This window comes from Methylibium sp. T29 (genome assembly GCF_000576205.1).
Classification (GTDB): domain Bacteria; phylum Pseudomonadota; class Gammaproteobacteria; order Burkholderiales; family Burkholderiaceae_C; genus Methylibium; species Methylibium petroleiphilum.
The window spans coordinates 1-14,327 of record NZ_AZND01000011.1; the positions used below are offsets into that span (position 1 = coordinate 1).

Sequence of the window (14,327 nt, forward strand, 5' to 3'; positions counted from 1 at the left end):
GGCAAGGGCGGCGGCAGCGGTGGTGGGGGAGGCGGCGGCGGTGGGGCAGGGGCCGGCGGCACGCTCACCAAGAGCGGCAGCGGCAAGGCCTCGCGCTCGATCGAGGAGATCAAGCTCGTGTTCGAGCGCAACAAGGGCGCGATCTATGCGCTCTACAACCGCGCGCTGCGCGAGGACCCGTCGCTGCAGGGCAAGGTAGTGCTCGAACTGAAGATCGCGCCGGCCGGCGACGTGGTGGGCGTGCGCATCGTGTCGAGCGAACTGCATGCGAGCGAACTGGAAGGCAAGCTGCTGGCGCGCGTGCGGCAGTTCGATTTCGGCGCGAAGGATGTGGAGCAAATGGTGGTGTCCTGGCCGGTGGATTTCCTGCCGTCGTGACCTCGTTGCTCCGTGCGGAGGTCTGTCTGTCGAGTGGTGGAGGGGCGCCGTGACGGGCCGCTGTGTTGCGCTCGTGTCCCCCGCGGTCCGCCCTGCGGGCCGACCGCTCCTCCTTTACCTCGCTCCACACAGCGGCCCGTCACGGCGCTTCGATACGCCCTGGTCAGCAGCGCGCAGTCAAAGCACGCAGGAGCAATGCGAACCTCAGCGTGTGTTGACGATGTCGCGATACATCGGCGCCAGCCGCGCGAGCAGGCGGTTCTGCACGGAGAAGGGGATGCCCTGCCGGTCCATCGACTCCTGAAGCACCTCGACCAGCGCGTTGAAGTCGGCCTTGCGGATCTTCATCTCGGCGTGGGAGTTCTTCATCGTCTCGCCCTCGTAGACACAGGAGCCGCCGGACACCACACAGAACTGGTCGACGAGCTGCTTCTGCAGCTCCGACAGCTTGGTTTCCTTGAAGAATTCGCCGATGCGCGGATCGGCCGCGAGACGGGGCACGAAGTCGGCCATCAGTTTCGTCAGACCAGGCGTGCCGCCGAGGGCACGGTAGAGCGCATCGTCGGGGGGCGTGGATTGCGCGGCGGCGGAGAGCGCCGCCATGGCGCAGCTCAGGGCGATCAGGAGACGCTTCATGGGGAGGCTCATGAGTACGGGCGGGGTTGTCAGAACGCCACCTGGGCCGACAGGTAGGCGCCGCTCTGGCGCCGGTCGACGACGGCCGGCACGATGCGGCCGAGATCGACCCAGGCCAGCGTCAGCGACAGGTTCTTGTCCGGGGCCCAGGCGATGAACAGGTCCTTCCAGTCGTCTTCGGCCAGGCCGTCGCCGAGCAGCGAGGGGTTCAGGTTGTCCGGCTTGAAGCGGTACTCGGCGCCGATCGCCAGATTGCGGCGCAGCAGCCAGGCCACGGAAAACTCCGGCAGCAGCTTGTAGCGGTCGCGCGCCGTGCCACCGAAGCCGAGCAGGCCGTTCTGGTTGGCCTTGGTGGCCCGCAGCGTCGTGTTGAGCAGCACCCCCTGCGCGAGCAGGAGCTTGGTGGCACTGAGGTAGACGTCGGTGCCTCGGTCGTCGGCGCCCAGGGCCTGCAGCGTCGGTGCCAGGCCGCCGGCGTCGAGCCGCTTGCGCTCGAGGCCGATGGCGATCTGCGGCATCCACGTGTCGCTGTCCAGCACGGCATCGCCGGCGATTCTGAGCTTCACCGCGAAGATGTCCTGCTTCAGCCTCAGGCCGGGCAGGCCGAGCGCGGTGCCAGTGCGTCCGGTGTCGAAGTCCTGGCGGGCCAGCGACAGTTCGATGCGCTCGTCGAAGCTGGCGGCCACGCCGTAGCCGGTGAGCCCGTAATCCTGCGTCCTCAGGCGCGTCAGGTAGGCGCTGGCGCCGAACTGTCCGACGCTGGCATAGCTGCCGGTCAATGCCCAGGGTGTCAGGCCGCCACCGGCGGCGCCATCGATGCTGCTGACGCCACCGGTCAACAGCAGCTTGCCCTCGCGCGCCGGTGCCGGGGCGGCAGCAGCCAGGGCCGATGCCGCCAGCAGGAACAGCGCGGTCACGCGGCCGCCGACCCCGACGGTCGATCGGAACTCGTGACTCAGGACTTCGAATGACATGGAGGCTCCCACCACCGACGAAAGAGGCCGCGCGGCGGCGGCGGTTCGTGACGTCCTGGGCACGGCGGTGCGTGCGGACGTCGCCGCGGACCCCCGGCTGCAAGTTGCGCGCCTGACAGGTTGCGGCATGTCAGTGGCGCCTCAGTCGTCGAACAGCGATCGCGTATGCGGCTGCGCGGCCGGCTTCGCTGCGGCGGGTGGGACAAGCTCGCCGGGGCGCGACAGCGAGCCGACCCGCACGCCCAGCAGGCGCAGGCGTCGCTCGAGCGGGGCGCGCTTGAGGCATTCGCCGGCCGCCCGACGGATCGCCGCGAGGTCGTCGACCGGGGCCGGCAGCGTGAGGTCGCGGGTCACCGTCCTGAAGTCGTCGTAGCGCAGCTTCAGCCCGATGGTCCTGCCGACGTAACCCTTGCGCTGCAGGTCGTCGGCCACCTGCTCGCACAGCCGCGTGAAGATGGCCGACAGCGCTGCGCGGTCGTTGCGCGGGTGCAGGTCGCGGTCGAACGTGGTCTCGCGGCTCAGGCTGACCGGTTCGCTGTGCGTCACCACCGGCCGTTCGTCGCGGCCGTGGGCGGCGGCATGCAGCCAGGCGCCGTAGTGGGCGCCGAAGTTCTTCAGCAGCCAGGCCGGGTCGGCGGCGGCCAGCTCGCCGATCGTGCGGATGCCCAGGGCCTCGAGCTTCGCCGAGGCCTTCGGCCCGATGCCGTTGATGCGCCGGGCCGGTAGCGGCCAGATGCGTGTCTCGATGTCGGCCTCGCGCAGGATCGTCAGGCCGTCGGGCTTGTCGAGTTCGGAGGCGAGCTTGCTCAGCAGCTTGTTGGGCGTGACGCCGATCGAGCAGCTGAGGCCGGTGGTTTCCAGCACGCGGGCCTTGATGGCGCGCGCCAGCGTCGCGCCGCGGTCGACCGCGACACCGGGCAGGGCCGAGAGATCGATGTAGATCTCGTCGACGCCGCGGTCCTCGATCAGCGGTGGCGTGTTGCCCACGATCTCGGCCACCGCCGCCTTGAACAGGCGCGAGTAGCGCCGGTACTCGTCGAAGTCGACCGGCAGCAGCACCGCGTCGGGCGCCAGGGCGGCCGCTTCATCAGTCCCATGCCGGAGTTCACGCCGTAGCGGCGCGCCGCATAGGTGGCGGTGGTGACGACGCCACGGCCGGCGTAGTGGCGCAGCGTCGCGTAGCGGCGGCTGCCGTCGGCCAGCACCTCCGGTTCGTGGCGCCGGCCCCCGCCGATGACCACCGGCTCGCCTTTCAGTTCCGGATAGCGCAGCAACTCGACCGACGCGTAGAACGCGTCCATGTCGAGGTGGGCGATGTAGCGTTCTGGCATGTGCCGAGCCGCCGGCCGGGAGGCGGCCCTGGCGGGGGCTCAGTGCGTTTGGCGGTGTTCGAGCGACAGTGCGTACAGCCGGCCGCTGCGGGCGCCGCTGCGGCAGAACGCCAGCACCGGCTTGGGCAGGCGCTCCATCAGCGCGGCCATCGCCTGCGCCTGTTCGGGCGTCTGGAAACCGCCGGCAACCGGCAGGTGGGCGTACTCGAGGCCGGCGGCCCGTGCGGCGGCCTCGATCGCGGCGCTGGTCGGCTGGTCCGGCCCGCCTTCGAAGTCGGGGCGGTTGTTGACCACACTGCGGAAGCCGGCGGCGGCCGCGGCGGCCATCGCGTCGGGGGTCAGCTGGGGGGCCGTGGCGATCTCGGCATTCAGGCGGGTGGCGGGCAGATCCATCGGGGCGTCCTCGTGATGCGGGTGGCGTGCCGGAGCGAGCTTACTTCGACAGCGCCTGCTTCACCGCGGCCGACGCCAGGCCCATGTCGGCCTTCCCGGCCAGGCGGGTCTTGACGGCGCCCATCACCTTGCCCATGTCGCCCGGGCCGCTGGCGCCGAGCTCGGCGACGATCGCGGCCACCTCGGAGGCCACCTGCTCGGCGCTCAGGCGCGCCGGCAGGTAGGCCTCCAGCACGGCCAGTTCGGCGGTCTCCTTGTCGGCGAGGTCGGTACGGCCGGCGGCGCTGAACTGGCTGATCGAGTCCTTGCGCTGCTTGATCAGCTTGTCGACGATCGCGATCACCATGGCGTCGTCGAGCACCACGCGCTCGTCGACCTCCTTCTGCTTCAGCGCGGCCAGCAGCAGGCGGATGGTGCCGAGGCGTGCTGCGTCCTTGGCGCGCATCGCGCTCTTCATGTCTTCGGTGATGCGGTCTTTGATCGGGCTCGTCATGAGGCTCTCTCCGGTCTCCAGAAACGACCAAGCCCGCTTGGGCGTCCCCGCGCGGGCTTGATGTGGTGCCGACTGAGGGGTGGTCAGTACAGCTTCTTGGGCAGCTGCATGCTGCGCACGCGCTTGAAGTGGCGCTTCACGGCGGCCGCCTTCTTGCGCTTGCGCTCGGCGGTGGGCTTCTCGTAGAACTCGCGGGCCCGCAGGTCCGTCAGCAGGCCGATCTTCTCGATCGTGCGCTTGAAACGACGCAGAGCCACATCGAAGGGCTCGTTTTCTTTGACGCGAACGGTGGTCATGAAACGGTGGATCCTTGAATTTGCGCACCGGGTTCCGGGGAATCTTTCCGGATGACTCGGGCCGGGTTCGGCGCGCGGTTTGCCAGCAAAGACGAAGATTATAGACCGGCGGCGAGGACCGGCGCAATGCAGCCTGCGCCGGGCGTCAGGGGTGCGGAACCGGTGTCTCCGCGCGGCCGGCGGCGGCCAGGGCCTCGGCGCAGGCGTGCCCGCTGGCCCAGGCCCACTGGAAGTTGTAGCCGCCGAGCCAGCCGGTCACGTCGACCACCTCACCGATGAAATGCAGGCCGGGCACACGCCGGCTTTCCATCGTCTGTGAACTGAGCTCACGCGTGTCCACGCCGCCGGCGGTGACCTCGGCCTTGCGGTAGCCCTCGGTGCCGGCCGGCGTCAGCATCCAGTGCTGGAGCGAGGCGGCGAGGGTGGCCAGATCCTTGTCCTTGACCTCGGGCAGTGGCCGTGCGGCCAGGTTGCCGAGCGGTGCGCACCAGGCCTCGGCCAGGCGGGCCGGCAGGCGGGTCGCCAGTTCGTTGCCGAGCTGGCGCCTGGATACCGCCTTGGCCTCGCGCAGGGCGGACGCCAGGTCCTGGCCCGGCGCCAGGTCCAGCGCGATCGGCGTGCCAGGCTGCCAGTAGCTGGAGATCTGCAGCACCGCCGGGCCGCTGAGCCCGCGGTGCGTGAACAGAAGGTCCTCGAGGAAGCGTCCAGCCGCGGAGCCGCTGCCGGTGCTCACCGTCACCTCGAGCGACAGGCCCGCCAGGGCCGCGAACGGCGCCCAGGCGGTGGCATCGAAGGTCAGCGGCACCAGCGCGGGTCGAGGCTCGACCACGCGGTGGCCGAACTGCCGCGCCAGCCGGTAGCCGAAGTCGCTGGCGCCGATCTTCGGGATCGAGAGCCCGCCGGTGGCGACCACCACGCGCCTTGCGCGCACGCTGCCGCGATCGGTGTCGAGCTCGAAGCCGCGGACAGCGGCCCGCCGCACGGTGGCGACGCGGCAGGGCTGCCAGCGCGTCACGCCGCCGGCCTCGCACTCGCGCAACAGCATGGCGATCAGGTCCTCGCTGGACTCGTCGCAGAACAGCTGGCCCTTGTGCTTCTCGTGCCAGGGAATGCGGTGGCGCTGCACCAGGGCGATGAAGTCGCGCGGCGTGTAGCGTGCCAGCGCCGAGCGGCAGAACGCCGGGTTGCCGGACAGGAAGTTCGCCGGCCCGGTTTCGAGGTTGGTGAAGTTGCAGCGCCCGCCGCCGGAGATGCGGATCTTCTCGGCCAGCTTCTCCGCGTGATCGACCAGCAGCACGCGCAGGCCGCGCTGGCCGGCGACGCCGGCACAGAAGAGGCCGGCTGCTCCCGCGCCGATCACCACGACGTCGAAGGGGGAAGCGGCCTGCATCGGCACGATTATCGGGGCGCGCGCCACGCGTCCATGCGCCGCTGCAGGTCGGCGAAGCGCTCGACCAGCTGGTCCAGCACCACGCGCACGCGCGCCGGCACATACTCGCGGCTCGGCAGCAAGGCGTGCACCGGCACCTCGTCGCCGCGGTGGCCCGGCAGCACCTGCACCAGGCGGCCGGCCTCGAGATCGGCGAGCACGTCACACAAGGCTTTCGACGCGATGCCGCGACCCTGCAGTGCCCATTGCCGTGCCAGCGAGCCGTCGCCGCACAGCGCCCCGCCCACGCGCACCGGTTCGCCCTCGCCACGCACGCTGCGGCCCCGCCAGAAACGCCAGTCGCGGTTCGCGCGGCCCCCCAGCATCCACAGCAGGCAGTCGTGCCCGGCCAGATCGGCGGGCGTCTGGGGCGTGCCGCGTCGGCGCAGATAGGCCGGCGATGCGACCGCGATGCGCGGGCCGCTGCACAGCCGGCGAGCCACCAGGCCGGAGTCGGGCAGGGTGCCGTAGCGCACGGCGATGTCGACCGACTCACGCCGAACGTCGTGCAGGCGGTCGCTGACGTGCAGGCTCAGGCGCAGGCCGGGGTGGGCGACCAGCCAGGGTGCGAGCCAGGGCGACAGCAGCTGGTAGGTGGTGTCTGCGGGGGCTGCAAGCTGCACCTCGCCGTCCACCGCGCCGGGGTCGGAGCGCAGCGCTGCCGTGCCCTCGGCCCACCGGGCCGTCAGGGCTTCGCAGGTGTCGAGGAAACGCTCGCCTTCGGGGGTGAGTCGCAGCGCGCGGGTGCTGCGCTCGATCAGCCGTCGCTGCAGCGAGGCCTCGATGCGCTTGATGGTTGCGCTCACCGCCGCCGGCGTCAGCGCCAGCTGCCGCGCAGCGGCGCTGAACGATCCGCTGCGGGCCACCTGAATGAAGAGGTTCAGGTCGTCGAGATGCATGGGTGGGGATCAAGTTTCAAATATTGATTGAAAGTATTGTCGATTGATAAGCGTTGATTCACTCTCACGGTCTTTCGACAATGCCTCATCCCGCCTCGGGTCCCGTTCCCCCTGCAAGGAGTTCCGCATGAAAGCCGTCGCATTCACCCGCAGTCTGCCGATCGATGCTGCCGGCGCCCTGGTCGACATCGACCTGCCCGTGCCCGAGCCGCTGCCGCACGATCTGCGGGTCGCGGTGCGGGCGGTGTCGGTCAACCCGGTCGATACCAAGGTGCGCCGCAACGGCGCCCATGCCGACGGCACGCCTCGTGTGCTGGGCTGGGACGCGGTCGGCGTGGTCGAGGCGGTCGGCAGTGCCGTCACGCGCTTCCAGCCCGGTGACCGGGTCTGGTATGCGGGCTCGATCGCGCGCAACGGCAGCAATGCCGAACTGCACCTGGTCGACGAGCGCCTTGCCGGTCGCGCGCCCGCGTCCCTGACGGATGCGCAGGCCGCGGCTTTGCCGCTCACCGGCATCACCGCCTGGGAACTGCTGTTCGACCGCCTGCTGGTCCCGCCCGGCAAGCGCGGCCGCGACAGCGCGGCTGGCGAATCCCTGCTGGTGATGGGTGCGGCCGGCGGCGTGGGCTCGATCCTGGTGCAGTTGGCGCGTCGCCTGACCGGGCTCACGGTGATCGGTAGCGCGTCGCGACCCGAGACCCAGGCCTGGGTGCGCGAGCTCGGCGCCCACCACGTGATCGATCATGGCCGCCCCTTGGGCGAGGAGCTGCGGCGCATCGGCCGGCCGGAGGTCACGCACGTGGCGAGCCTCACCCACACCGACGTGCATTTCACGCAGCTCGTCGAGGCGCTGGCGCCGCAGGGGCGCATCGCGCTGATCGACGACCCGGAGCCGATCGACGTGCGCCTGCTCAAGCGCAAGAGCGCGTCATTGCATTGGGAGCTGATGTTCACCCGCGCGCTGTTCGGGACGCCCGACATGGTGGCGCAGCACCACCTGCTGAATGACCTGGCGGCGCTGGTCGACGACGGCGTGGTGCGCAGCACGCTGGGCGAGCACTACGGGCGCATCACGGCGGCCAACCTGACGCGCGCGCACGCGCTGATCGAAAGCGGCCGGGCGCGGGGGAAGATCGTGCTCGAGGGGTTCTGAGGCCCGAGGGTCCGGTGCGCGAGCAGGCCGCTGTCGGCTTCAGCCGACCGCCGCTGGCGGAACGTCATCGCCGGTCATCCTCGCCTCCGCGCGAAGGCGCGGCAGGTACTGCGGGTACTCGCGCTGGATGAAGTCGACCAGGTACTCGCGCACGTGGCAGCGCAGGTCCCAGCCAGCCGGTGCCGAGGCCGAGGTCACCAGGCAGCGCAGCTGCATCGCGTGCTCGCCGGCCTCGGTGACCTGCAGCAGCGCGAAGCGGCCGTCCCAGTGCTCGGTCGATTCGCAGGCGCGCTGCAGCGCCGCGCGCAGCGGGGCGAGCGGCATGCGGTAGTCGACCCACAGGAACACGGTGCCGATCAGCTCCGAGGTCTTGCGCGTCCAGTTCTGGAATGGCTTCTCGATCCAGTACTGCAGCGGTACCACCAGGCGCCGCTGGTCCCAGATGCGCACGACGACGTAGGTGCCGGTGATCTCCTCGATCACGCCCCATTCGCCCTCGACGATCACCACGTCGTCGATGCGGATCGGCTGACTCAGGCCGATCTGCAGACCGGCGATCAGGTTGCCCAGCACCGGCCGCGCCGCGAAGCCGGCGATGATGCCCACCACGCCGGCCGATGCCAGCAGGCTGGTGCCGATCTGCCGCACCGCCGGAAACGTCATCAGCATCAGCGACGCGCCGATCAGCACGGCGAGGCCGGCCACGGTGCGCGACAGCACGCGGGTCTGGGTGTGGATGCGGCGCGCCTCCAGGTTGTCGGCCACCGTCACGGGATGGGCCGCGATCACCGCCTTGGCGAGGCCGTTGACGGCGCGCACCAGAAGCCAGGTGAATGCGGCGATCAGCAGCAGGCCGGTCAGCCGCTGCACCGAGGCCAGGCCGGCCAGTGTGTCGGGCGCCGCCTCGTGCCACACCAGGTTCAGCGCCAGCAGCGGCAGCGCCCAGCGCGCCGGGCTGCGCACCGCCTGCGCCACGGTCGAAGCCAGCGGTGTGCTGCGGGTGGCGCGCCGCACCACGCGCTCGCCGACATGGAACACGAGTTCAGCGAGCAGCATGGCCGCCGCCGCGATGCCCAACGCGGGCAGCCAGTCGGCGATCGACGGGGGGAGCCAGTTCGGAAAGTTCATCCCTGCTTGAGCACCGACTGGCGCGGAGGTTCCATCGTGCGCCGCCTCAGCGCGTGGCCTCGACCACCGTGGCGACCGCCTGGCCCAGCTCGATCACCGCCAGCGCGTAGTAGCTCGACCAGTTGTAGCGCGTGATCGCATAGAAGTTCTGCGTGCCGGCCACGTAGCTCGGTGCCGCGTTGCCGTTCTGCAGTTCGACCAGCGCCAGCGGGCCCTCGTGCTGCCGGCCCGCGGTTTCCAGAGCCGCGCCGTGCTCGGCGAACTGCGCTGCGCTGAAGCTGGGCAGGATGTCGGGCGCCAGCAGCACGGCGCGCTCGGCCACGTCGACCGGCGCGCCCACCGCGTAGTGGGTCGCTGGCCGCGCTGCCAGCCGAACTCGGCCAGGTAGTTCGCCACCGAGCCGATCACGTCGGCAGCGCTGGCGTGCAGATCGACACGGCCGTCGCCGTCGAAGTCGACCGCGTACTTCAGCCAGGAGCTCGGCATGAACTGCGGCATGCCGATCGCACCGGCGTAGCTGCCCTTGAGCGCCAGCGGGTCGCTGCCCTGCTGCCGGCACAGCAGCAGGAAGCTCTCCAGCTCGTCGCGGAAGAAGGGGCTGCGGTCGCGCCGCGCGTCGCGCGGGAAGTCGAAGCTCAGCGTGGCCAGCGCGTCGAGCACGCGGAAGTTGCCCATGTGCTGGGCGTAGATGGTCTCCACGCCGACGATGCCGACGACGATGGCCGCCGGCACGCCGTAGCGCGCCTCGGCCTCGCGCAGCCAGCGCTCGTTGTCGCGCCAGAACGCCACGCCGGCGCGGATGCGCACCGGCTCGACGAAGCGCGCGCGGTAAGCCGCCCAGTTCTTGGCCGTGCCGGCCGGCGGCGGCTGGATCAGCCGCACCACGCCCGGGATGTAGCGCGCCTGCGCCAGCGTCTCTTCGACCCAGGCGCGGTCGAGCCCGCGCCGTTCGGCAATGCCGGCGGCGAGCGCCACCACGTCGTCGCGGCGGCCGTAGGTCACGGCGTCGGGCGCGTTGTCGTCCTGCAGGGCGACGGGCTTCTTGCGGGTCCGCGCGGCCTCGGCGTCGGAGGGCGGGCAGAGCGTGCCGAGCGCGACCAGGGTCGCGGCGAGGACAGGAAGGAGGGGGCGGGGTTTCGTCATCATCGGGAAGCGGCGACCGGCATCTTGGACGGGGAAGTGTGAGGCTTCAGGGGACGCAGGGCAGCCACGGCGGTGGCGGCGAGCCGGCGCGCCTGCACGGCCTGCCGGCGCCTGGAGGCCGGTGCGTCGGCACGGGCGTAGCGCAGGCGGTCGAGCGCGTCCAGCACCCGCGCAGCGGGTTCTGCCGCACTGCCATGGCGTGCCCGAAGGGCCGCGGCCAGGGTGCGCGGCGGCATGCCGTCGTGCACTGGGATGCCCCGCTTCGCAGTGGCCTGCCGCACGCGCGCATAGGCGCGCAGCCAGGGGTCGGTCCGGTGGTGGCCCCACCAGGCCCAGCCGGCGACCGCCAGGCTCAGGCCGCTGGCGACGACGATCAGCAGCAGGGCCAGGTCCTCCCAGCTCGGCGAGGCATAGCCCAGACGCTTGAGCAGGTCGAACTGCGTGCCGCGCGAATAGTTCAGCACCCACTGGTTCCAGGCGTTGTTGGCCGACTCCCACAGCGCACGCAACTGCAGCAGCGCGTCGGGCGCCACGCCGCCGAAGGCGGTGGCCACGAAGCCGGGGGCTGGCGCCAGCGGACGGCTGCGGTCGATGCGCTCGGGCGCCACCGCCGCCGTCGGATCGGCGCGCACCCAGCCCTGGCCGGGCTGCCAGTATTCCGCCCAGGCGTGCGCGAAGCTGTTGCGCACGACCAGCGTGCCGTCGATCGGGTTGCGCTCGGCGCCCTGGTAGCCGGTGACCACGCGCGCGGGCACGTCGAGCGCGCGCAGGATCACCACGAAGGCGGTCGCGAAGTGTTCGCAGAAGCCGGCCTTGCCGTCGAGCCAGAACTCGTCGATCGCGGTGCCGCGCTGCGCTTCGTCGTAGAGGCCCGGGGCCAGCGTGTAGCTGTAGTTCTCGCGGCGGATGTGCTGCATCAGCGCGGCGGCGAGGGTGTTGCCGTCGGCCTGGGCATAACGCGGGTCGCGCCGCAGCGCCGCGGCCCATTCGAGCGTGCGGGGGTTGAAGCCGGGCGGCAGGTCCAGCGCATCCTGGAGGCCGAGCGTGGGCTCGGTCGGGCCGTGGGCGAAGCGCGGCCACGAAGGGGCGGTGTAGCGGATGCGCTCGGCCAGCGGGCGGTTCGTGATCCAGTGCAGGTCGTCGAGCAACTGCGTGCGCAGGTTCTCCTCCAGCGCCGGCAGGGCCGGCGTGGCTTCCAGCGCCGGGATGGTGGACAGCCGCGATGGTTCCACCGTGACCTCGAGCTCCACCGGCTCGCCGATCGGCCGCAGGTTGCGCGCCAGCGTCGCGCCCGACGCGAAGCGTGGCGAACCGACGCGCCACGTCGTGCCATCGAAGCCGGTCAGCACCGGCCCGCGGAAGTACAGCTGTTCCGGCGGTGGCGGCGTGCCCGAGAGCACGCGCACGCGCAGCGCGATGCTGTCGTCGGCGGCCAGCTCGGCGATCATGCCCACGCGCATCTCGCCGGACAGGCCGGTCTTCGCGCCGGCGTCGTTCGGCACGCCCCACAGCGGACCGATGCGCGGGAACAGCAGGAACAGCAGCAGCATGACCGGCGCGCCGAGCAGCGCGAAGCGGCCGGCCAGCGCACCGGCCCGGTCCAGGCCGGGCTGGCCGACCGGCATGTGCGCGAGCACCAGCGCGGTCATCAGGCCCCACACCGACACCAGCATGGCCGCGGCGATGACCATCGACTGCGAGCTCAGGAAGTGGGTCAGCACCAGGAAGAAGCCGAGGAAGAACACCGCGAAGGCATCGCGCCGCGCGCGCAGCTCCAGCGTCTTCAGCGCCACCAGCACCACCAGCAGCGTGATGCCCGACTCCTTGCCGAGCAGCGTGCGGTGCGTCATGAAAGTCAGCGCCAGTGCCAGCAGCAGCACGCCGGCCAGCACCCAGCGGCTCGGCAGCGCCGCGCCACGCACCGCCAACGCCCCGCGCCACAACAGTACGGCGGCCGTCAGCGCAGTGCACCAGACCGGCAGCTGGCCGACGTGCGGCAGCACCGTCCAGGCAATCACCGCCAGCAGGAACAGCGTGTCGCGTGCCTCGCGCGGCAGGTGTCGCCAGCCGGGCCACGCGATCGTCGCGGGTCGGCGCATCAGGCCCACAGCGTCAGTGCCTCCAGCGCTGCGCGCCGATGCGCCTCGCCTGTCGCCGGCGGCCATTCACGGCCGGGCAGGCGCAGCCCCCACGCCGCGCCGCTCTGCTCGACGGCGAGCACCCAGGCCGCCAGCCGCGAGAGCCGGGCCTCGGGCGACAGACCCCCGGTCGCCGCCCAGTCCAGCCAGAGTTCCTGGCGGGCCGCGCTGCGGGTGTCGCGGCTGACCAGCTCGCCGCCGGTGTCGAGCGCACGCGCGGCCTTCTTCCAGACCACCAGCTTCAGCGGGTCGCCGCGCCGGTAGGCACGGATGCCCTCGAGCTCGCCGCCCTCGCTGCTGCGCGCCGTGCTCGCCTCGCCACCGGCGGCCCGGGCCGGAGGCAGTGGAGGCGTGGGCCGCTCTGGTTGCGGGTAGGCGAGCACGGTTGCCTGCGGGCGCCATTCGCTCCAGGCGCGGAACAGCCCCAGCGGGAAACGCGTTTCCAGCACCACGTGGGGCAGGGGCAGCCGGCCGCGGCGCGGTGCGACGAAACTCAGCTGCATGGCGGACTGGCCGCCCGCCGGCACGTCGGTCCAGCTCCAGTGTGGCGGTCGCTCCGGCCCGGCCAGCCGCAGGCCGATGCCGTGCCGGGTGCGAGTGGCGGTGGACGCCAGCACGCACTCGACCACCGCCGCCTCACCCGCGAACACCGGCTGGGGTGGGCGCAGGTGCAGGCTCAGGCCGCGCAGCGTGGCATGCGTGACGTGCATCGACACCAGGCCGCTGCCGGCCAGCAGGAAGGTCAGCAGGTAACCCAGGCTGAGCTGGTAGTTGATCGACGCGACCAGCAGCACGCCCAGCGTCAGCGCGAACACCCAGCCGGCGCGCGTGGGGAGGATGTAGACGTTGCGCTGCGTGAGCTGCAGCGTGTCGCTGCGCGGATGGCGGGCGTCCCACCAGGTGCGCCAGCGCGTGCGCAGCGGCGCGAGCGGGCCGCTGCGCGCCGTCGGGTCGTCGAGCACCGCGCTCACGTCGGCTCCGTGGCCTTCAGGGCAGCGCGATCGCGTCGATCATCGCGCGCACCTGTTCGCGCCGACCCCGGCCGGCCCCGGCGACAGGCAGCAGGCGGTGCGCCACGGTCTGCGGCAGCACGGCCTGCAGGTCGTCGGGCGCCACGTAGTCGCGCGCATCGAGCAGCGCGTGGGCCTTGGCGGCGCGCAGCAGCGAGATGCCGGCGCGCGGCGACAGGCCCTCGACGAACCAGCGGCCGTCGCGCGTGGCGGCGATCAGCGCCTGCAGGTAGTCGAGCAGCGGTTCGCTGGCGTGCACGGCCAGCACCGCCTGCTGCGCGGCCTGCAGGTCGGAGGGGCTCATCACCGCGTGCAGCTCGTGGATGGCCTCGCGGCGGTCGCGGCCGGACAGCAGCGCGCGTTCGCTGGCGCGGTCGGGGTAGCCGAGCGTGATGCACATCAGGAAGCGGTCGAGCTGGCTCTCCGGCAGCGGGTAGGTGCCGAGCTGGTCGCTCGGGTTCTGCGTGGCGATCACGAAGAAGGGCGCGGGCAGCGCCCGGGTCTCGCCCTCGACGCTGACCTGGTGCTCCTCCATCGCCTCGAGCAGCGCGCTCTGGGTCTTGGGGCCGGCGCGGTTGATCTCGTCGGCCAGCAAGACCTGGGCGAACACCGGCCCGGGGTGGAACACGAAGCGCTCCTTGCCGCGCTCGTAGACGCTGACGCCCACCAGGTCGGAGGGCATCAGGTCGGCGGTGAACTGCACGCGCGAGAAGCGCAGGCCGAGCGAGACGGCCAACGCGTGGGCGAGGGTGGTCTTGCCGACGCCGGGCACGTCTTCGATGAGCAGATGACCGCCGGCCAGCAGGCAGGCGAGGCTGTCTTCGATCTGGGGGCGCTTGCCGACGATAATCGTGGCGATCTGATCGACGAGCTGGTGAAGCCGGGTGTGCAGGGTCATGGCGCACACCTTAGCCGAAAGCCGCCGT

13 protein-coding genes and 2 pseudogenes are annotated in these 14,327 nt (G+C 71.6%); 2 read left to right on the forward strand and 13 right to left on the reverse strand.

Annotation, left to right across the window (positions count from 1 at the left end; genetic code table 11):
• On the forward strand, positions 1-378 hold a 378-nt coding region (locus x551_RS03235), incomplete at its 5' end, for a TonB family protein (RefSeq protein ID WP_152543387.1).
• A 204-nt stretch (positions 379-582) separates the two neighbouring features.
• Here x551_RS03235 and x551_RS03240 read toward each other — a convergent pair.
• The 8 genes and pseudogenes from x551_RS03240 to x551_RS03275 form a co-directional block, all read right to left on the reverse strand.
• Entirely contained in the window at positions 583-1,014 is a 432-nt protein-coding gene (locus x551_RS03240) for a group 1 truncated hemoglobin (protein WP_036229676.1), read from the reverse strand.
• Between the two features lie 29 nt (positions 1,015-1,043).
• Complete coding sequence (locus x551_RS03245) at positions 1,044-1,988, reverse strand: DUF3034 family protein (protein WP_173402792.1); 945 nt, start codon at positions 1,986-1,988, stop codon at positions 1,044-1,046.
• Positions 1,989-2,129: 141 nt separating this feature from the next.
• Positions 2,130-3,319 (reverse strand): annotated as a pseudogene (gene dinB, locus x551_RS03250) (DNA polymerase IV).
• Between the two features lie 39 nt (positions 3,320-3,358).
• Positions 3,359-3,712: a TIGR01244 family sulfur transferase gene (locus x551_RS03255; RefSeq protein WP_011828834.1), complete on the reverse strand. Its 354-nt coding sequence runs from the start codon at positions 3,710-3,712 to the stop codon at positions 3,359-3,361.
• Between the two features lie 40 nt (positions 3,713-3,752).
• Entirely contained in the window at positions 3,753-4,205 is a 453-nt protein-coding gene (locus tag x551_RS03260) for a GatB/YqeY domain-containing protein (protein WP_036229678.1), read from the reverse strand.
• 83 nt (positions 4,206-4,288) lie between these two features.
• Positions 4,289-4,501 (reverse strand): 30S ribosomal protein S21, encoded by a 213-nt coding sequence (gene rpsU, locus x551_RS03265; protein WP_011828836.1) that lies wholly within the window; start codon positions 4,499-4,501, stop codon positions 4,289-4,291.
• A gap of 145 nt (positions 4,502-4,646) precedes the next feature.
• Positions 4,647-5,891, reverse strand: a complete 1,245-nt coding sequence (locus x551_RS03270) for an NAD(P)/FAD-dependent oxidoreductase (protein ID WP_036229737.1) — start codon at positions 5,889-5,891, stop codon at positions 4,647-4,649.
• A gap of 8 nt (positions 5,892-5,899) precedes the next feature.
• Complete coding sequence (locus x551_RS03275; RefSeq protein ID WP_036247527.1) at positions 5,900-6,829, reverse strand: LysR family transcriptional regulator; 930 nt, start codon at positions 6,827-6,829, stop codon at positions 5,900-5,902.
• A gap of 127 nt (positions 6,830-6,956) precedes the next feature.
• Between x551_RS03275 and x551_RS03280 the strand changes: the two genes are divergently transcribed.
• Entirely contained in the window at positions 6,957-7,982 is a 1,026-nt protein-coding gene (locus x551_RS03280; RefSeq protein WP_036229681.1) for a zinc-binding alcohol dehydrogenase family protein, read from the forward strand.
• Between the two features lie 39 nt (positions 7,983-8,021).
• Here x551_RS03280 and x551_RS03285 read toward each other — a convergent pair whose 3' ends face one another.
• The 5 genes and pseudogenes from x551_RS03285 to x551_RS03305 form a co-directional block, all read right to left on the reverse strand.
• Positions 8,022-9,110, reverse strand: a complete 1,089-nt coding sequence (locus tag x551_RS03285; RefSeq protein ID WP_011828840.1) for a mechanosensitive ion channel family protein — start codon at positions 9,108-9,110, stop codon at positions 8,022-8,024.
• A gap of 46 nt (positions 9,111-9,156) precedes the next feature.
• Positions 9,157-10,256: pseudogene (gene mltB, locus x551_RS03290) on the reverse strand (lytic murein transglycosylase B).
• On the reverse strand, positions 10,253-12,352 hold the full coding sequence (locus tag x551_RS03295; RefSeq protein WP_036247543.1) for a DUF3488 and DUF4129 domain-containing transglutaminase family protein: 2,100 nt from the start codon (positions 12,350-12,352) through the stop codon (positions 10,253-10,255). The pseudogene mltB and the gene x551_RS03295 overlap by 4 nt, the downstream one beginning before the upstream one ends.
• The gene (locus x551_RS03300; protein ID WP_036229686.1) at positions 12,352-13,362 is read right to left on the reverse strand and encodes a DUF58 domain-containing protein; all 1,011 of its coding nucleotides are present in this window, start codon (positions 13,360-13,362) and stop codon (positions 12,352-12,354) included. The genes x551_RS03295 and x551_RS03300 overlap by 1 nt, the downstream gene beginning before the upstream one ends.
• A 16-nt stretch (positions 13,363-13,378) precedes the next feature.
• Complete coding sequence (locus tag x551_RS03305) at positions 13,379-14,299, reverse strand: MoxR family ATPase (protein WP_036229688.1); 921 nt, start codon at positions 14,297-14,299, stop codon at positions 13,379-13,381.
• Positions 14,300-14,327: the final 28 nt, after the last annotated feature.